Here is a 16,462-nt window from a genome sequence, read left to right as displayed (position 1 = left end):
AACCTATGCGCGCTCGAGCCGAGCCTTTTCCTTCACGCGCCATACCCGCGGCGTTTCTCCCGTATATTTGAAAAAGAAGCGCGAGAAATAGGCGGGGTCGGCAAAGCCGAGCCGGAAGGAGATCTCCTGAACGCTGCCGAGCGTAAAAACGAGCTGGCGTTTCGCCTCCTCGATGAGTTTGCCGGCGATCAGCTCGTGCGGCGTGCTGCCGGTCGTCGATCGGACAATGCGGGTGAGATGCGTCGGCGAAATTCCAAGCTCGCTGGCGTAGAAGGAAGCGGGCTTGTGCGATCGGAAATGCTGTTGAAGAAGCTCGTTCAGCATCTCCATGCGCCGCGCGTTCTCATTCGACGCAAGCTCGTAACTATCTCCCTCATGCGAAATCCTCGCCGTCAGCCGCAGCGCCAGAGCAACATAGGCCCCCAGCGTCTCGTTGCGGCCGCTGCGGCGATTTTCGAACTCGTCACCCAGGCGCCGCAATGTCTGCATGACATAGGCAGCCTCGGCATTATCAGGATCGAGCAGCGTCAGATGCGGCGTCGCCAGCCATTCGCCGAGCTGGCTCCGGTCACCAAGCGGGTGGCTGAGATGGGATCTCAATAAGGTTATGACGAGACCGTCGATATCGCGCGAAAAGCGAAAGCCGTGGTTGAGCCCGGGCGGCACGGTGATGACTGCCGGCGGGCGGATGGTATGGCTCTTTTCGCCGAAGATCGCATCGCCCGAACCGCTTTCGATGTACAATATCTGAAAGAAACTCTCGTGGCGGTGCAGGCGGATTTCCCATTGATGCAAGCTGCTGCGGGAGCGAATTGTTTCGCAATGCAACCAAAAATCCGGCCCTCGACCGGTATTTTCGCCATAGAGATCGTATGTCGGTATATGCCTGCTCATCGGGCTTCTCCCGCGCAATGTTCGATTAGTGCAATTTTTAGGCCGGGATGTCCATTGCTGCGGCAGGGACAGCGCGGCAGAATCTGGCAAAACGCAAAAATGTCAGGGAGGACGCATTTGCGAACCCAGGTCGCTATCATCGGTTCGGGACCATCCGGCCTGCTACTCGGTCAGCTTCTGACCGAGGCCGGCATCGACAATGTCGTTCTCGATCGCGTCAACAAGGATTACATCCTCAGCCGGGTGCGCGCCGGCGTTCTGGAGGAAGGCACTGTCGGGTTGCTGGATCAGGCGAAGGCCGGAGCGAGACTGCATGCCGAGGGCCTGCCGCATGACGGTTTCTCGCTGGCTTTCGACGGCCGCGACCATCGCATCGACCTGCACGATTTGACCGGCGGCAGGCGGGTCACCGTCTACGGGCAGACCGAGGTGACGCGCGATCTGATGGAGCGCCGCGAAGCAAGCGGCGCCCTGTCGATCTACGATGCCGCCGATGTCGCGCCGCACGATTTCGACGGCGGCTCCGCCTTCGTCACCTACACCAAGGACGGCGTCGCGCAGCGCATCGATTGCGACTTCATCGCCGGCTGCGACGGCTTTCATGGAGCGAGCCGCAAGGCCGTTCCCGAACGGGCCATGAGGCGTTTCGAGAAGGTCTACCCCTTCGGCTGGCTGGGCCTGCTTGCCGACGTGGCCCCGGTCAGCCATGAGCTGATCTACGCCAACCATCCGAGGGGCTTTGCGCTCTGTTCGATGCGCTCGGCCACGCGCAGCCGCTATTACATCCAATGCGCACTCGACGAGAAGATCGAGGACTGGAGCGACGATCGCTTCTGGGACGAACTCAGAAGACGTCTGCCGACGCATCATGCCGAAGCGCTGATGACCGCGCCCTCCTTCGAGAAATCGATCGCTCCATTGCGCTCCTTCGTCGCCGAGCCCCTGCGTTTCGGCCGGCTTTTCCTGGTCGGCGACGCCGCCCATATCGTGCCGCCGACCGGCGCCAAGGGGCTGAACCTTGCGGCCAGCGACGTTCATTATCTTTTCTCCGGACTGATCGAGCATTACCGCGAAGGCTCGGACCGCGGCATTGAAGCCTATTCGCAGACCGCGCTTGCCCGCGTGTGGAAGGCCGTGCGGTTTTCCTGGTGGATGACGACGATGATGCACCGTTTTCCCGATACCGGCGATTTCGACCAGAAGATCCAGGAGGCGGAGCTCGATTATCTCACCCATTCCCGTGCGGCCTCGACGGCGCTTGCGGAAAACTATGTGGGATTGCCATTCTGACATGAAGATTTGAGACTGGTGCGAACCATCGAGGTCCGCATTTTGAAAAGGGAGGAATCAAAACCATGAAGAAGCTCGTTCTCGCCGCGTTTGCGGCAATCGTGCTCAGCAGCGTTGCCCATGCCGACACCATCAAGGTCGGCGTCATCGGCCCGTTCTCCGGTCCGTTCGCCCTTCAGGGCAAGAATTTCAAGGCCGGCATCGACGCCTATATGGCGGTCAACGGCAGCAAGGTCGGCAACGACACGGTCGAGATCGTCTATCGCGACGTGCCGCAGGCCGACCCCGCCCAATCCAAGGCGCTGGCGCAGGAGCTGATCGTCAAGGAAAAGGTCCAGTATCTCGCCGGCTTCTATTTCACCCCGGATGCCATGGCGGTGACGCCGATCCTCAAGCAGGCCAATGTGCCGATGGTCATCATGAACGCCGCCACCTCGGCGATCGTGACCAAGAGCCCGCTGGTCGTGCGCACCTCGTTTACCACCTGGCAGACCTCGACGCCGATCGCCAAGGTCGCCTTCGACGCGGGCGTCAAGAAAGTGATCTCGGTCGTCAGCGACTACGGCCCGGGCATCGACGCGGAGAATGCCTTCAAGACCGGCTTTGAAAAGGCCGGCGGCCAGGTTGTCGAGGCAATCCGCATGCCGCTCGCAACCAATGACTTCAGCCCGATCATGCAGCGCATCAAGGATTCCGGCGCGGAAGGCGTCTTCGCCTTCCTGCCCTCCGGCCCGACGACGCTCGGCTTCGTCAAGGCCTACAATGAAAACGGCCTGAAGGCCGCCGGCATCAAGTTCTTTGCGCCTGGAGATCTGACGCAGGAATCCGACCTGCCGGCCCTTGGTGATGCCGCACTCGGCATCCAGACGACTTTCCATTATGCCGTTTCGCACGATTCACCCGAAAACAAGGCTTTCGTCGAGGCCGCCGCCAAGGCGATCGGCAACAAGGCCGAACTCTCCTTCCCCGCAGTCAGCGCCTATGACGGCATGTATGTCATCTACAAGATGATCGAGGCGACAGGCGGCAAGCAGGATGCCCAAACGGCGGTCGATGCGGTGAAGGGCCTTGCTTGGGTAAGCCCCCGCGGCCCGGTTTCGATCGATCCGGAAAGCCGTCACATCACGCAGAACATCTATCTGCGCGAAGTCGCCAAGGCCGATGACGGGACCTACATCAACAAGGAGGTCCAGATCTTCGAGAAGCAAGGCGATCCGGGCCTGGCCGCCGCCAAGTAACATCCGGCATCGTGATAGGCGGCGGACGCGGACCACCCGCGCCCGTCGCCTCGAAGCAAGGTATTTCCATGCAGACCGTCTTCAGCATAGCCGTCGACGCCTTTGCCTATGGCATGGTGCTCTTCGTCATATCGATCGGCCTATCGGTGACCATGGGGCTGATGCGTGTCGTCAATTTGGCGCACGGCGCCTTTGCGATGATCGGAGGCTATATCGCCTCCTATGCCGCACGCGATCTCGGCCTCGGTTATGCGATAGCGGTCATCGCCGCCATCGTCGTCACGATCCTCGTCGCGATCCCGCTCGAGCGTTTGCTCTACCGCCGGATCTACGGCGCGCCGGAGCTGACCCAGGTGCTGATGACGATCGGCATCACCTTCTGCGTGATCGGCATCGCCAATTACGCGATGGGGCCGACGCTGAAGACCATACCGCTTCCGGCCGCGCTGCAGGGATCAGCCGATCTCGGCTTCCGCACCATTCCCGTTCACCGGCTTTTCGTTATCTTCTGCGGCCTCGCGGTTGCTCTCGCACTCTGGTTCGCGATCGAAAGAACCAGCTTCGGCGTCAAGCTGCGCGCCTCCGTCGACGATGCGGCGATGGCCGCGGCGCTCGGCGTGCGCACCGAAATCATCTATGCCGTGAGCTTCGCCGTCGCCGTCGGGCTTGCTGCCTTCGGCGGCGTGGTTGGCGCCGAACTTCTACCGGTCGAGCCCTATTACGCACTACGCTACATGGTCACCTTCCTGGTCGTCGTCTCCGTCGGTGGCGCGGGCTCCATTCCGGGCGCGCTGATCGCCTGCCTGCTGCTCGGGGCGATCGATACGACAGGACGTTATCTGATGCCTGAATTCGGCGAATTCTTCTTCTATCTCGCGGTCATCGCGATCATCTGCGTTTTTCCGCGCGGCCTTGCAGGAAGGGCGAAGTGAGATGGCGCTTGTTGTGTACAACAAAAACGGACGTCCTCAGCATCCGCGCAGGGCTCTCGGCCGCGATCTTGCCGGAGTAGCGGTGATGACGGCCATCGCTGCAATCGGCTATGTCGCCTTCCCCGATAATCTCGCCCTTCTGACCCGGATGATTACGATCGCGCTGCTGGTTTTGTCGCTCGATCTCGTCACCGGTTATTGCGGCGTCGCCACACTCGGCCATGCCGCGCTTTTCGGCTCCGGCGCCTATGCCGCCGGGATCCTGTCGGCGCATTACGGCATCAATGATCCGCTGCTGATGATGCTTGCCGGCGTGGCAGGCGGCGCCATTGCCGGGCTGCTTAGCGGCGTAATCGTTCTGCGGGCGCATGGACTGCCGCAACTGGTGCTGTCGATTGCGCTCATCAACCTCTTCCACGAATTCGCCAACAAAGCGTCGTCATGGACAGGAGGCAGCGATGGACTTTCCGGCATCGCGCCGGATCCGATCTTCGGCATTTTCGAATTCGATCTCTACGGTCAAACCGCCTTCTTCTTCGGAATGGCGCTGCTGCTTGTTGTCTTCGTGCTGCTGCGCTTTCTGGTCCGCTCGCCCTTCGGCATGCTCTGCCGCGGCATCAAGCAGGACCCGCTGCGCATCCGCGCCATGGGTGCTTCGCCGAAGGCGGCGCTCATCAGGATGTACCTCATTTCAGGCGCCGTGGCGGGGGTCGGCGGCGCCCTGAATGCGATCTCGACGCAGGTCGTCGGCCTCGACAGCCTGTCTTTCACCCAATCGGCCGAAGCGCTTGTCATGCTCGTGCTCGGCGGTACCGGCTCTCTCTTCGGCGCGCTCTCCGGTACGGTCATCTTCATGCTCTTCGAGGATTATGTCTCGGCCGCCAATCCCTTCCACTGGCTGACCATGGTCGGGGCGCTGCTGATCGCCGTCGTACTCTTCGCGCCGAAAGGTCTCTACGGGACCGCTGCGAGCTTTTTCCGCCGCCGCAGGGAGCAGCACTCATGAGCTCCGTCTTCGAAGTTGCCAATCTCAAAAAGGCCTTCGGCGGCCTTGCCGTCACCAACGATGTCTCGCTGGCGATGTCGCCGGGCGATCGCGTGGCGCTGATCGGACCGAACGGCGCCGGCAAGACCACTTTCGTCAACCTGGTGACCGGCAACCTTCCCCCCGATTCCGGCGAGGTGCGGCTTAGCGGCGAGGTGGTTACGAAAGTCGGCGCGATCGGCAGGGTCAAACGCGGTCTCGTGCGATCTTTCCAGGTGACACGACTTTTCCAGGATATGACACCGGCCGAACATGTCGGGCTTGCCGTTCTTCAGCGGGGCGGGCGCAGCGGACGCATGTTCGGCAATTTTCTGCATATGCCCGATGTCATGGCGGAGGTCGACGATCTCCTCGGAAAGCTCGGGCTGGCGCCGCTGATGCATCGCAAGGTCAGCGAGATCGCCTATGGCCAGCAGCGGCTTGTTGAGATCGCCGTGGCGCTGGCGCTGAAGCCGAAGGTGCTGCTGCTCGACGAGCCGGCAGCCGGCGTGCCGCAAAGCGATACCGGCCGCATCGAGCAGGCGCTTGCCGATCTGCCTGCCGATCTCGCCGTCCTGATGATCGAACACGACATGGATCTTGTCTTCCGGTTCGCCAGGCGCGTCATCGTGCTGGCCGCCGGCGCGATCATCTTCGACGGCCGGCCTGAAGACGTCACCAAGGATGCCCGCGTGCGCGAGGCCTATCTCGGGAGCTATGCCAATGCCAGCCCTGTCGCTTGAGGTCGAAAATCTGTCGGCCGGATATGGGCCGACGCGCGTACTCGAAGACATTTCCTTCTCGATACCGGCCGGCGCCCGGCTAGCCGTGCTCGGCCGCAACGGCATGGGCAAGACCACGCTTCTCGCCACACTCGCCGGGCAGACCAGGCGATATGACGGCCATATCCGCCTCGGCGGCTCGGATGTCACCGCGGCGCCAAGTGCTGCACGGGCGCATAGGGGTCTCGGATATGTTCCGCAGACACGCTGCGTCTTCCCGACGCTGACGGTCGAGGAAAACCTCTTCGTCGGCCTGAAGGCGCGGCCGAAAACGGCGCTTGACGAAGCCTATGCCATGTTCCCGCGCCTGAAGGAGCGCCGCCGCAACCTCGGCAGCCAGCTCTCCGGCGGCGAGCAGCAGATGCTCTCCACCGCCCGCACCATTCTCGGCCGCCCGTCCGTGCTGCTGCTCGACGAACCGCTGGAGGGTCTTGCACCGGTTATCTGCGAGGAACTGATGGCTGCCTTCGCCGAGCTCGCCAAGACAGGCGACATGACCATCGTGCTGGTGGAACAGCGCATCCAGAGCGCGCTCGATTTCGCCGATCAGGTCGTCATTCTCGAACGAGGACGACTGGCTTGGACGGGAACGCCGGAGAGCCTCACCAGGGATCATGAGGCTGTCGAGAGCCTGCTTGGGGTCGGCGGGCTACACTGATGGATGCTCGGCAAAAGCTCAAGCTGTCGGTCGCCCCGTATCGCCTTCAAGATCGCACTTGGCACGTCGAGCAATTCACGCAGTATATCGTCATGACGACGTCATCATTGGCCTGCCATTATTATCCTGCCCGAAAGTCTTCTTCCAAACGAATTGATGGATCGCCTGAAAAGGCGAGAAACCCCAGGATCGACCAGACGGCGACAGCGTAAGAGAAAACCCTACCACGGCATATATACAAGATCGGCATCCACGCCGATCTATTTACTTCGATGCTTGATCTGAAGCCAATTGAAGATCTGTGGATTGATAGGCGGATTTGCTCCGACCCTCCCAGCAATTTCGGTTGCCAGACACCCGATAGGGTTGCATAGTCAAAGATAAGATCAGACGGGAGGTAGAAATGGCAAATCACAAGCCGGTCGCAGGTGACGTATACTTGCCTGTTTTCGATATCAACGACCCGATCAGTGGCGACATTCTCGAAAATACCAGCGCTACCGATGTCGACGGAGATCAGGTGCGCCTGAACTTCGTGAATGGACAACGAATTCCCCAACCGGCCGATCCGAACGGGCCTGCCACGAGCACGACGATCGAGGGAAAATACGGCACGCTGACCGTCTATTCCAATGGTGGTTACACTTATGCGCTCGATCATTCCAACCCGGTGGTGGCCATGCTCGGCCCTGGAGATCAACTTGTCGACCAGTTCAATTTCAAGATTTCCGACGGCAAAGGCGCCACCGACTTCGGCTTGCTCAATATCGCCGTCGACCTGCCGGAACGTGGCGACGTCTTCGTCAATTTCGAGGACGTCGGCAAATACGACTTCCCTACCGGCTATAAAGGCTTCGATTGGGGCGCCTGGCGAGATGGCGACGACGCCACAGTTCAGAAAGAAGCCGACGGCAACCATGTTCTGTCGGGCGGCGTATTCTGGACACCCATTCTATCGGCCGATGGCGGCCCCTTCCAGATCGAGCAATTCAGTGTCGCAAACGGCACGTCGGACTACGACAATGTCTTGACGATCGAAGGTCATCTCAATGGCAATATCGTGTTCTCGACCACGGTTAACGTAACCGCCGACAGCATGGACGCACCCCAAGTGATCGATCTCAGCGCCTGGGGCGACATCGACTATCTCCTACTCGACACCGAGCCCGTCATTACGGAAACGAGCGGTCCGGATTATTATGGTGCGCGATACGACAATTTTCATTTCATCGTTTGAATGGCGTCTCGGATGAACAGGCAGTCGGCCTTCCGGCCGCATCGGGAACGAGGTGATGTTCGAGATGCCAGGGAGGCCGAAGCCGTTCGCCACGGTGAAGAACAATCAGGAACATTCCCGCGCGGGCAACATCCTCACACTGCAGCCGCCCGCCTAGTACCAATTTCTTGCGATAGCGGACAGACCTGCGTGTTTGCTAGCATGAGAATGTCCGAGGAGGACACGGATGCTGGGGGAGGAAATGATGCAGCCAGTCGGAATCAAGTTAGCGGCGGTGACGTTCTCGCTTGCCGTATGGGCTATTATTATCGCTGCCGTATCCCACCTTTGGACGATGAAGCTGCCAATAGTGCTTCTGACGCTCTATAAATAGTCCAGTCTTCGGCGCCAGCGGAAATCCTGCCAATCAGAAGCTGACCGGCTTTGCCGGCCGCCGCTGTTTGCGCTGCCACCGGCGAGCTATCACGACCGCCGGCACCGGCTCGAATCAAGCCGAAAAAATCGCCAAATCTGCAATGAGAGTTGGTAGCGGAGGAGGGATTTGAACCCCCGACACAAGGATTATGATTCCTCTGCTCTGACCTACTGAGCTACTCCGCCACTGGTCAAACGATACCTGCTCGCGAAGCGCTGCGGGCTCGTGGGATGAGCGGCTTATAAGGTGCGCTTCGGCTTTGTGTCAAGCGCATGATGGAGAAAAACGGTGGGCTTTGCCGCCCGCCCTCTTCTATCGGTTTCAGGCGGCGACGGGGCTGGCCAAAAGCGCCTTAAGCGAAGCCTCGGCCGAAGGTTCGCGCTCCGAGCGCTCGATGAAGCCGCCGCCGAAGACGCGGGCATTGTCGCCGGGCGCGGAATAGAGCGCGCAGGCCTGGCCGGGGGCGATGCCCGCCTCACCGACCGTCAGGTCGACATAGGTGCCTGTGGCATCGACATGCAGTACGGCGGGCGCCGGCGCCCGCGTCGAGCGGACCTTGGCGTAGCAGGCAAAACCGTCGCCCGTGGCAGCTTGCGCAAGCGTCTCGTCGCCCAGCCAATTGACGTCGCGCAGATAGACGCGATGGGTTTCCAGCGCCTCCTTCGGGCCGACGATAACGCGGCGCGAGCGTGCGTCGAGAAAGACGACATAGAGCGGCTCGCCGGTGGCGATGCCGATGCCGCGGCGCTGGCCGATGGTGAAGTGCAGGATGCCCTCATGGGTTCCAAGCACCCGGCCGTCGAGATGAACGATCTCACCGGCGAGCGCCGCGTTCGGCTTCAGCTTGGTGATGATGTCGGAATATTTGCCCTGCGGCACGAAGCAGATGTCCTGGCTGTCGGCCTTCTTGGCAACGACGAGGCCCATTTCTTCGGCGAGCCTTCGGGTCTCGGCCTTCGGCAGGCCGCCGAGGGGAAAGCGGAGGTAGTCGATCTGTTCCTGCGTCGTGGCGAACAGGAAATAGCTCTGGTCGCGGTCGGCATCGGCCGGGCGGTAAAGTGCACGGCGGCCGGGATGCTCCGGTGACGGGTTCGGCCGCGAGCGGATATAGTGGCCGGTCGCCAGCGCATCGGCGCCGAGCTCCTTGGCGGTCGCCAGAAGATCAGCGAATTTGACGGTCTGGTTGCAGGAAACGCAAGGGATCGGCGTTTCGCCCGCGACGTAACTTTCGGCGAAGGGATTGATCACCGTCTCGCGAAAGCGCTTTTCGTAATCGAGCACGTAATGCGGGATGCCGAGCGTTTCGCAGACGCGGCGCGCATCGTCGATATCCTGGCCGGCGCAGCAGGAACCGGCGCGGTGAACCGCGGCGCCGTGGTCGTAAAGCTGCAGCGTGATGCCGAGCACGTCGTAACCCTGCTGTTTGAGAAGGCCGGCGACGACGGATGAATCGACGCCGCCCGACATGGCGACGACGACACGGGTCTCTTCCGGCTGCTTGTCAAAATCCAGTGTGTTCAACGGTGGTGCCAAATTCTGCGTGGGTCCCGATCCGCCCTTGCGCTGCAATTGCGGCGGATTTGCCTATATCAGGCGGGATCGGCCGCCATTTCTCGCTGAACAACCGATATAGAAAGGATTGTACCGGGACGCAAGAGGCGGCCTCGGATAGCGGAATTTTGGAATTCCCCGGCAAAGCAAGGCGCAGCCTAGGCCACGCCTTGAAAGCGGGGGTGCGGCTCAGGTGCCGATCAGCTTGTTGCAGGCGAATGCGATGCCCGGATTGGCGATGATGGCGGTCAAGAGCGCCAGTCCGATTATCGAGAATGAATAGCGTTTCATAGACATCCTCCTTTCCAGCCCATGGGAATTATGCCGGTTGGACCACAATTCTCAAAATAACGAATGCTTGAGAAGGACAGTTGAACCGAAAATCATTCGACAAAATAATTTATGCGCCATGGAACACTTCCCTCTATCATGCGTTGCGGGTGATGAATGTCGCAATCGAGTGTCTGCGGAGGGTTTCATGGCCAGGTTCGGAACGACAGCGGATTACAGCAGGATCAGACACTGGATCGAGGAACGCGGCGGCCATCCCGCCCGTATCAAGGACGCCCGAGATAGCGAAACCGTCTGCGTCGACTTCTCCTCGGCACCGATGGACGAAATTTCCTGGGACGAATTCTTCCAGGGTTTTGACGGCAACCGGCTCGCTTTTCTCCATCGCAGCAAGGCGCAGGACGATGCCGCCCGCCTCGGCCGGATCGTCCACCGACGCAAGCACCACTGAATTCTTCCATTCCTGATGCAGCAAAAACCCGGCGCCGTTTCCAAGGCCGGGTTTTTGCTGTTTCCCTTGGGAGGAAGAAACTCAGTCAATATTGAAGGTGAGCAGCTTTGCCTGGCGGATCGCCGGGTGGGCCGTCAGCTGCCCCAGTACAGCGTCGTCCACGTCGCCGTCGACATAGAGCAGCGCGATGGCGTCACCGCCCTGCTTGTCGCGGCCGAGCTGGAAGTTGGCTATGTTGACGCCGGCAGTACCAAGTGTCGTGCCGATGAAGCCGATCATGCCGGGAACGTCGGTATTGGTGATATAGATCATGTGCGAGCCGACATCGGCATCGAGGTTGATGCCCTTAATCTGGATGAAGCGCGGCTTGCCATCCGAAAACACCGTGCCGGCGACCGAACGCGTCATGCTCTCGGTCGTCACCGTCAGCTTGATATAGCCATCGAAGACACCTGTCTTGTCGCGCTTGACTTCGGAAAGCACGACGCCCTTTTCCTTGACCATGATCGGCGCCGAAACCATGTTGACGTCGGCGACCTGCGGGCGGATGAGTCCGGCAAGCACCGCGCTCGTCAGCGCCCGGGTGTTCATGTTGGCGGTGATGCCGTCATAGAGGATATCGATTTCCTTGATCGGCTCCTCGGTGACCTGACCGACGAAGGCGCCGAGCACATCGGCAAGCCGGATGAAGGGCTTCAGGATCGGCGCTTCCTCAGCAGTGATCGACGGCATGTTGATGGCGTTGGAGACCGCACCCTTGACGAGGTAATCCGCCATCTGTTCTGCCACCTGCAGAGCGACGTTTTCCTGCGCCTCGGTGGTCGAGGCGCCGAGATGCGGCGTGCAGACGACATTCGGCAGGCCGAAGAGCGGGCTTTCCTTGGCAGGTTCGACCTCGAAGACGTCGAAGGCGGCACCGGCGACATGGCCGGACTTGATGGCTTCGGCAAGCGCTGCCTCATCGACCAGGCCGCCACGGGCGCAGTTGATGATGCGAACGCCCGGCTTGGTCTTTGCCAGCGCTTCCTTGTTGAGGATGCCGCGCGTCTTGTCGGTCATCGGCACGTGCAGCGTGATGAAGTCGGCACGGGCGAAAAGCTCGTCCAGCTCGACCTTGGTGACGCCCATTTCCTCGGCGCGCTCCTTGGAGAGAAACGGATCGTAGGCAACGACATGCATCTTCAAGCCGATGGCGCGGGCGCAGACGATCGAGCCGATATTGCCGGCGCCGATGACGCCGAGCGTCTTGCCGGTGATCTCGACGCCCATGAATTTCGACTTCTCCCATTTGCCGGCCTGCGTCGAGGTATCGGCTGCCGGAAGCTGGCGGGCGACGGCAAACATCAGCGCGATCGCGTGTTCGGCCGTGGTGATCGAATTGCCGAAGGGCGTGTTCATGACGATGATGCCGCGGCGCGAGGCAGCCGGAATATCGACATTGTCGACGCCGATGCCGGCACGGCCGACGACCTTGAGGTTCGTCGCCCCCTGGATGATCTTTTCCGTCACCTTGGTGGCGGAGCGGATGGCGAGACCGTCATACTTGCCGATGACGTCGAGCAGACGGTCCTTGTCCTTGCCGAGCTGCGGTTCGAAATCGACTTCGACGCCGCGGTCGCGAAAGATCTGGACGGCGGTTTCCGACAATTCGTCGGATACGAGAACGCGAGGTGCCATTGTGGCCTCCTTCAAAAGTGTTCAGCGATGGATGAAATCAGGGATGCCAGAGCATGATGCCGAAAAGTGTATGCGGTTTTCGGACGACATCATGCTCTTATTCTATGATCCACTCCGCCCTGTGGCGGAGCCGGATGCGATCACGTCAGGCGGCCGCCTGAGCGAGTTGCGCCTTCTGCGTTTCGAAGGCCCAGGAAAGCCAGGGCATCAGCTTCTGCATGTCGGATGCCTCGATCGTGGCGCCGGCCCAGATGCGCAGGCCGGACGGCGCGTCGCGATAGTGTCCGACGTCATAAGCGACGCCTTCCTTTTCCAGCAGGCCGACCAGGCCCTTGGCGAAAGCCGCCTGGCCGTCGTCGTCGAGCGCCGTGATGTCCTTGTCGACGATCTTCAGGCAGACCGAGGTGTTGGAGGCCGTTTCCGCCTTGACGGCGAGATTGGCGATCCACCCGTTGGCCGCGACGAAATCATGGATGACTTTGGCGTTGGCATCGGCGCGCGCAATTAGCGCCTTGAGGCCACCGAGGCCCTTTGCCCAGACAAGCGCATCGATATAGTCCTCGACGCAGAGCATCGACGGCGTGTTGATCGTCTCGCCCTGGAAGATGCCTTCCGTCAGCTTGCCGCCCGAGGTCATGCGGAAGATCTTCGGCAGCGGCCAGGCAGGCGTATAGGTGACCAGGCGCTCCACGGCGCGCGGCGAAAGAATGATGACGCCGTGCGCGCCCTCGCCGCCCAGAACCTTCTGCCAGGAGAAGGTGACGACATCGAGCTTGGCGAAATCGAGTTCCTGCGCGAAAGCGGCCGAGGTGGCATCGCAGATCGTCAGGCCCTTGCGGTCGGCAGGGATGAAATCGGCGTTCGGCACGCGCACGCCTGATGTGGTGCCGTTCCAGGTGAAGACGACGTCACGGTCGAAATCGACGGCGGAGAGATCGGGGAGTTCGCCGTAACCGGCTTCGAGCTTGCGCACGTCCTTGAGCTTCAGCTGCTTGACGACATCGGTGACCCAGCCGGCACCGAAGCTTTCCCAGGCGAGCATGTCGACGCCGCGTTCGCCGAGCAGCGACCAGAGCGCCATTTCGACGGCGCCAGTATCGGACGCCGGAACGATGCCTATGCGGTAATCCGCCGGCACGTCGAGAATTTCACGGGTAAGGTCAATGGCCTGTTTCAGCTTGGTCTTGCCGACCTTCGCGCGGTGCGAACGGCCAAGGGCCGCGTCGGAAAGAGCCTCGAGCGACCAACCGGGGCGCTTCGAGCAGGGGCCAGAAGAAAAGTGGGTATTATTCGGACGGATGTCCGGCTTTGCGGTCTTCACCATGATGCTATCCTCTCAGATAGAAAGCCCTTCGTTGGGGAAGGGTGTCCCGCCGCCGTGTGTATGGATAGCAGGCGTCTTAGTCAAGATCGAAGTGTCGCAGAAAGAGGATATTTTGACGCAGGAACGCTTGACGCAGCAAAAAGCCGCCCGGGTGGGCGGCTTTCTGATGGAGGAGAATTAGGCCTACTTGTAGACCGCCGGCTGCAGCGGGATTTCCGGCGGCGGTTCGTAGCTCGCCTGAGCGCAACCGCCGAAGAGATAGCGGGCGCCGACGCGGGCTTCGTGGACGCTGAGACCCTTGTCTCGGCCGGGGCCGCCGTTTTCGGCATAGCCAAACATGTTGCCGCCGTCGATATGCAGGTAGCGGTAGCCGACATCGGCCTTGACGTTGCAGGTGACGTCGATCGAGGCGCCGGCCATGAGGGCGTAAGTAAAGCGCCAGTTGCCTTTGCCGCCATGGGTGACCTGATCATCGCAGAAGCTGCCGTCATCGGCGCAGGCGACGTTACGCAGGTTCTTCCACTTGACGTAGGAACCACCGATACCGGCGCCGACGTAAGGCGTGACGTAGCCGTAGGTGCCGAGATCGACGTAAGCGTTGGCAAGCAGCGTGTAGGCGGTCAGCGAAGAGCGATCGCTCGACGTGCAATCCACCAGAGGGAAGCCGCACTGCCCGACCGTCGAGCCTTTGAAATCAGCCTGCGTCAGATAGTCGAAAGTCAGATCGGTGCGCAGATAGCTATTGATCTGATAACCGACACCGCCGCCGACCGTCCACGCGTCGTCCAGATCGGCACTGTCGAAATCGACCTCGTTGGAGTTGCTGCCTTGGAAATAGCGGGCGCCGCGCAGATCGGTGAAGGCATAGCCGACGTCGCCGCGCAGGTACCAGCCGGTCGCTTCGCTGACCGTCACTTCAGGCGGCTGCTCCGGGATCGGCTCGGCAGGGGCGAGGTCCGCGGAATAGGCGTTTGTCGCGATCAACAATGCGGCGAAGATGCCGGACAAGCTTCTTTTCATGGATCCCACTCCAAAATTCGTTGAGGCGGCAGGCTCAAGTCGCTGCCAAACTGATACGCTTCGGATGGATAATGAACGGGAAACGTTAAAAGCTGCTTAACCACGATTATTTACCGTATTCTGCAGATACTCCTGAGAGAAAAACACGGGTCGCAACGATAAGAATTCGGCCTGCAGCAAGCATAGATTCTGGCTGAACCATTGCGCATAACGAAAAAGCCGGCGCTTGCGCACCGGCTCCTTCAGTAATCTATTTTCACAGGATCAGGCGGCAGTCCGCACGTTCGAGATCGTGCCGATCAGCTCGTTGACGATGCGCTCGATCTGGGCGCGATCATCGCCCTCGGCCATGACGCGGATCAGCGGCTCGGTGCCCGAGGGGCGGATGACGAGGCGGCCGTTCTTTGCCAGTTCGGCTTCTGCATCGGCGATCGCCTTCTGCACATGGATATCTTCCAGCGGCTTGCCGCCGCTGATGCGGACATTGCGCAGGAGCTGCGGCACCGGCTCGAAACGGCGGCAGACCTCGCTGACGGTCCGGCCGGTCCGTTTTACCGCTGCCAGGATCTGAAGCGCTGCGACCAGACCGTCGCCAGTCGTGCCGTAGTCCGAAAGCACGATGTGGCCCGACTGCTCGCCGCCGACATTGTAATTGTGCTGGCGCATATGCTCGACGACGTAACGATCGCCGACCCGCGTGCGGGCAAGCGCCATGCGTCGCTCGTCGAGGAAGCGCTCGAGGCCGAGATTGGACATCACGGTGGCGACGATGCCGTTGCCGCGCAGTTGCTGGCTCTCGGCCCAGCTCTCGGCTATGACGGCCATGAGCTGGTCGCCGTCGACGATCGAGCCGTTTTCGTCGACGATGATGACGCGGTCGGCATCGCCGTCGAGCGCGATGCCGATATCGGCGCGCACCTCATCGACCTTCTTCTGCAGCGCAACCGGGCTGGTGGAGCCGCAATTGAGATTGATGTTGGTGCCGTTCGGCTCATTGCCGATGGTGACGACTTCGGCCCCGAGCTCCCAGAGCACGGCAGGCGCCACTTTGTAGGCGGCACCGTTGGCGCAGTCGATCGCGATCCTCAGCCCCTGCAGCGTCACGTCGCGCGGCAGCGTACGCTTGGCATGTTCGATATAGCGGTCATGCACGCCATCGACGCGCTTGGCGCGGCCGATATCGTCGGATTTGGCAAGCTGGGCGTTCAGGTCCTTCTCGAGCAGATCCTCGATCTCGGCTTCGAGGTCGTCAGAAAGCTTGTAACCGTCAGGGCCGAAGAGCTTGATGCCGTTATCCTCGTAAGGATTGTGCGACGCTGAGATCATCACGCCGATATCGCAGCGCAGCGAGCGCGTCAACATCGCGACGGCAGGCGTCGGAATCGGGCCGAGAATAAAGGCATCCAGACCAGCAGCCGTGAAGCCTGCGACCATGGCGTTCTCAAGCATATAACCGGAAAGGCGCGTATCCTTGCCGATGACGACGCGGTGGCGGTGGTTGCCGCGGCGGAAAATCGTGCCGGCGGCGATGCCGACCCGCATGGCAAGATCCGGTGTCATCGGGAACACGTTGGATTGGCCGCGAATGCCGTCCGTACCGAAATAGCGTCTCTTCATCTGCACTCCTGCGCTTTTCGCGCGCCATTCAAGGCAGCGCACCGTTCCAAGCGAATCCGGC

14 protein-coding genes and 1 tRNA gene are annotated in these 16,462 nt (G+C 61.0%); 8 read left to right on the top strand and 7 right to left on the bottom strand.

Features of this window, described 5'->3' with window-relative positions; translation table 11 throughout:
- Positions 1-3: 3 nt before the first annotated feature.
- Positions 4-894 carry a helix-turn-helix domain-containing protein gene (locus tag ACS4RS_RS11680; RefSeq protein ID WP_439010843.1) on the bottom strand — a complete coding sequence of 297 codons (891 nt, stop codon included), beginning with the start codon at positions 892-894 and terminating at the stop codon, positions 4-6.
- A gap of 117 nt (positions 895-1,011) precedes the next feature.
- On the opposite strand from ACS4RS_RS11680, the gene pobA reads away from it, so the two are divergent.
- From pobA to ACS4RS_RS11645, 7 genes are all read left to right on the top strand, one after another.
- Entirely contained in the window at positions 1,012-2,184 is a 1,173-nt protein-coding gene (gene pobA / locus ACS4RS_RS11675; RefSeq protein WP_439010844.1) for a 4-hydroxybenzoate 3-monooxygenase, read from the top strand.
- Positions 2,185-2,249: 65 nt separating this feature from the next.
- Positions 2,250-3,422: an ABC transporter substrate-binding protein gene (locus tag ACS4RS_RS11670; RefSeq protein WP_439010845.1), complete on the top strand. Its 1,173-nt coding sequence runs from the start codon at positions 2,250-2,252 to the stop codon at positions 3,420-3,422.
- A 68-nt stretch (positions 3,423-3,490) separates the two neighbouring features.
- Positions 3,491-4,354: an ABC transporter permease subunit gene (locus ACS4RS_RS11665; RefSeq protein WP_439010846.1), complete on the top strand. Its 864-nt coding sequence runs from the start codon at positions 3,491-3,493 to the stop codon at positions 4,352-4,354.
- A 1-nt stretch (position 4,355) separates the two neighbouring features.
- Positions 4,356-5,360 carry an ABC transporter permease subunit gene (locus ACS4RS_RS11660; protein ID WP_439010847.1) on the top strand — a complete coding sequence of 335 codons (1,005 nt, stop codon included), beginning with the start codon at positions 4,356-4,358 and terminating at the stop codon, positions 5,358-5,360.
- Complete coding sequence (locus ACS4RS_RS11655; RefSeq protein ID WP_449313660.1) at positions 5,357-6,121, top strand: ABC transporter ATP-binding protein; 765 nt, start codon at positions 5,357-5,359, stop codon at positions 6,119-6,121. Before ACS4RS_RS11660 ends, ACS4RS_RS11655 begins: the two co-directional genes overlap by 4 nt.
- Complete coding sequence (locus tag ACS4RS_RS11650) at positions 6,102-6,818, top strand: ATP-binding cassette domain-containing protein (RefSeq protein WP_439010848.1); 717 nt, start codon at positions 6,102-6,104, stop codon at positions 6,816-6,818. Before ACS4RS_RS11655 ends, ACS4RS_RS11650 begins: the two co-directional genes overlap by 20 nt.
- Positions 6,819-7,221: 403 nt before the next feature.
- Positions 7,222-8,055, top strand: a complete 834-nt coding sequence (locus tag ACS4RS_RS11645; protein ID WP_439010849.1) for a VCBS domain-containing protein — start codon at positions 7,222-7,224, stop codon at positions 8,053-8,055.
- Positions 8,056-8,578: 523 nt separating this feature from the next.
- On the opposite strand, the gene ACS4RS_RS11640 is transcribed toward ACS4RS_RS11645, so the two are convergent.
- Together ACS4RS_RS11640 and mnmA are read right to left on the bottom strand one after the other, a co-directional pair.
- Positions 8,579-8,655, bottom strand: a tRNA-Met gene (locus ACS4RS_RS11640).
- 136 nt (positions 8,656-8,791) lie between these two features.
- Entirely contained in the window at positions 8,792-9,991 is a 1,200-nt protein-coding gene (gene mnmA / locus ACS4RS_RS11635; RefSeq protein WP_439010850.1) for a tRNA 2-thiouridine(34) synthase MnmA, read from the bottom strand.
- Between the two features lie 508 nt (positions 9,992-10,499).
- Here mnmA and ACS4RS_RS11630 point away from each other — a divergent pair.
- Entirely contained in the window at positions 10,500-10,763 is a 264-nt protein-coding gene (locus tag ACS4RS_RS11630; RefSeq protein ID WP_439010851.1) for a hypothetical protein, read from the top strand.
- Between the two features lie 81 nt (positions 10,764-10,844).
- On the opposite strand, the gene serA is transcribed toward ACS4RS_RS11630, so the two are convergent.
- The 4 genes from serA to glmM all read right to left on the bottom strand — a co-directional run bounded on the left by serA (position 10,845) and on the right by glmM (position 16,401).
- Positions 10,845-12,440, bottom strand: coding sequence for a phosphoglycerate dehydrogenase (gene serA / locus ACS4RS_RS11625; protein ID WP_439010852.1), 1,596 nt, complete (start codon positions 12,438-12,440; stop codon positions 10,845-10,847).
- A 145-nt stretch (positions 12,441-12,585) separates the two neighbouring features.
- A complete protein-coding gene (locus tag ACS4RS_RS11620; protein WP_439010853.1) occupies positions 12,586-13,764 on the bottom strand; it encodes a phosphoserine transaminase in 1,179 nt (392 codons plus the stop codon).
- A 183-nt stretch (positions 13,765-13,947) separates the two neighbouring features.
- Complete coding sequence (locus ACS4RS_RS11615) at positions 13,948-14,784, bottom strand: outer membrane protein (RefSeq protein WP_003590357.1); 837 nt, start codon at positions 14,782-14,784, stop codon at positions 13,948-13,950.
- 264 nt (positions 14,785-15,048) lie between these two features.
- A complete protein-coding gene (gene glmM, locus ACS4RS_RS11610; RefSeq protein ID WP_439010854.1) occupies positions 15,049-16,401 on the bottom strand; it encodes a phosphoglucosamine mutase in 1,353 nt (450 codons plus the stop codon).
- Positions 16,402-16,462 lie beyond the last annotated feature (61 nt).

It is taken from the genome of Rhizobium sp. F40D2 (genome assembly GCF_051810745.2).
Classification (GTDB): Bacteria; Pseudomonadota; Alphaproteobacteria; order Rhizobiales; family Rhizobiaceae; genus Rhizobium.
The sequence above is the reverse complement of the archived record's forward strand: the minus strand, read 5'-3'. Positions and strand labels throughout refer to the sequence as shown.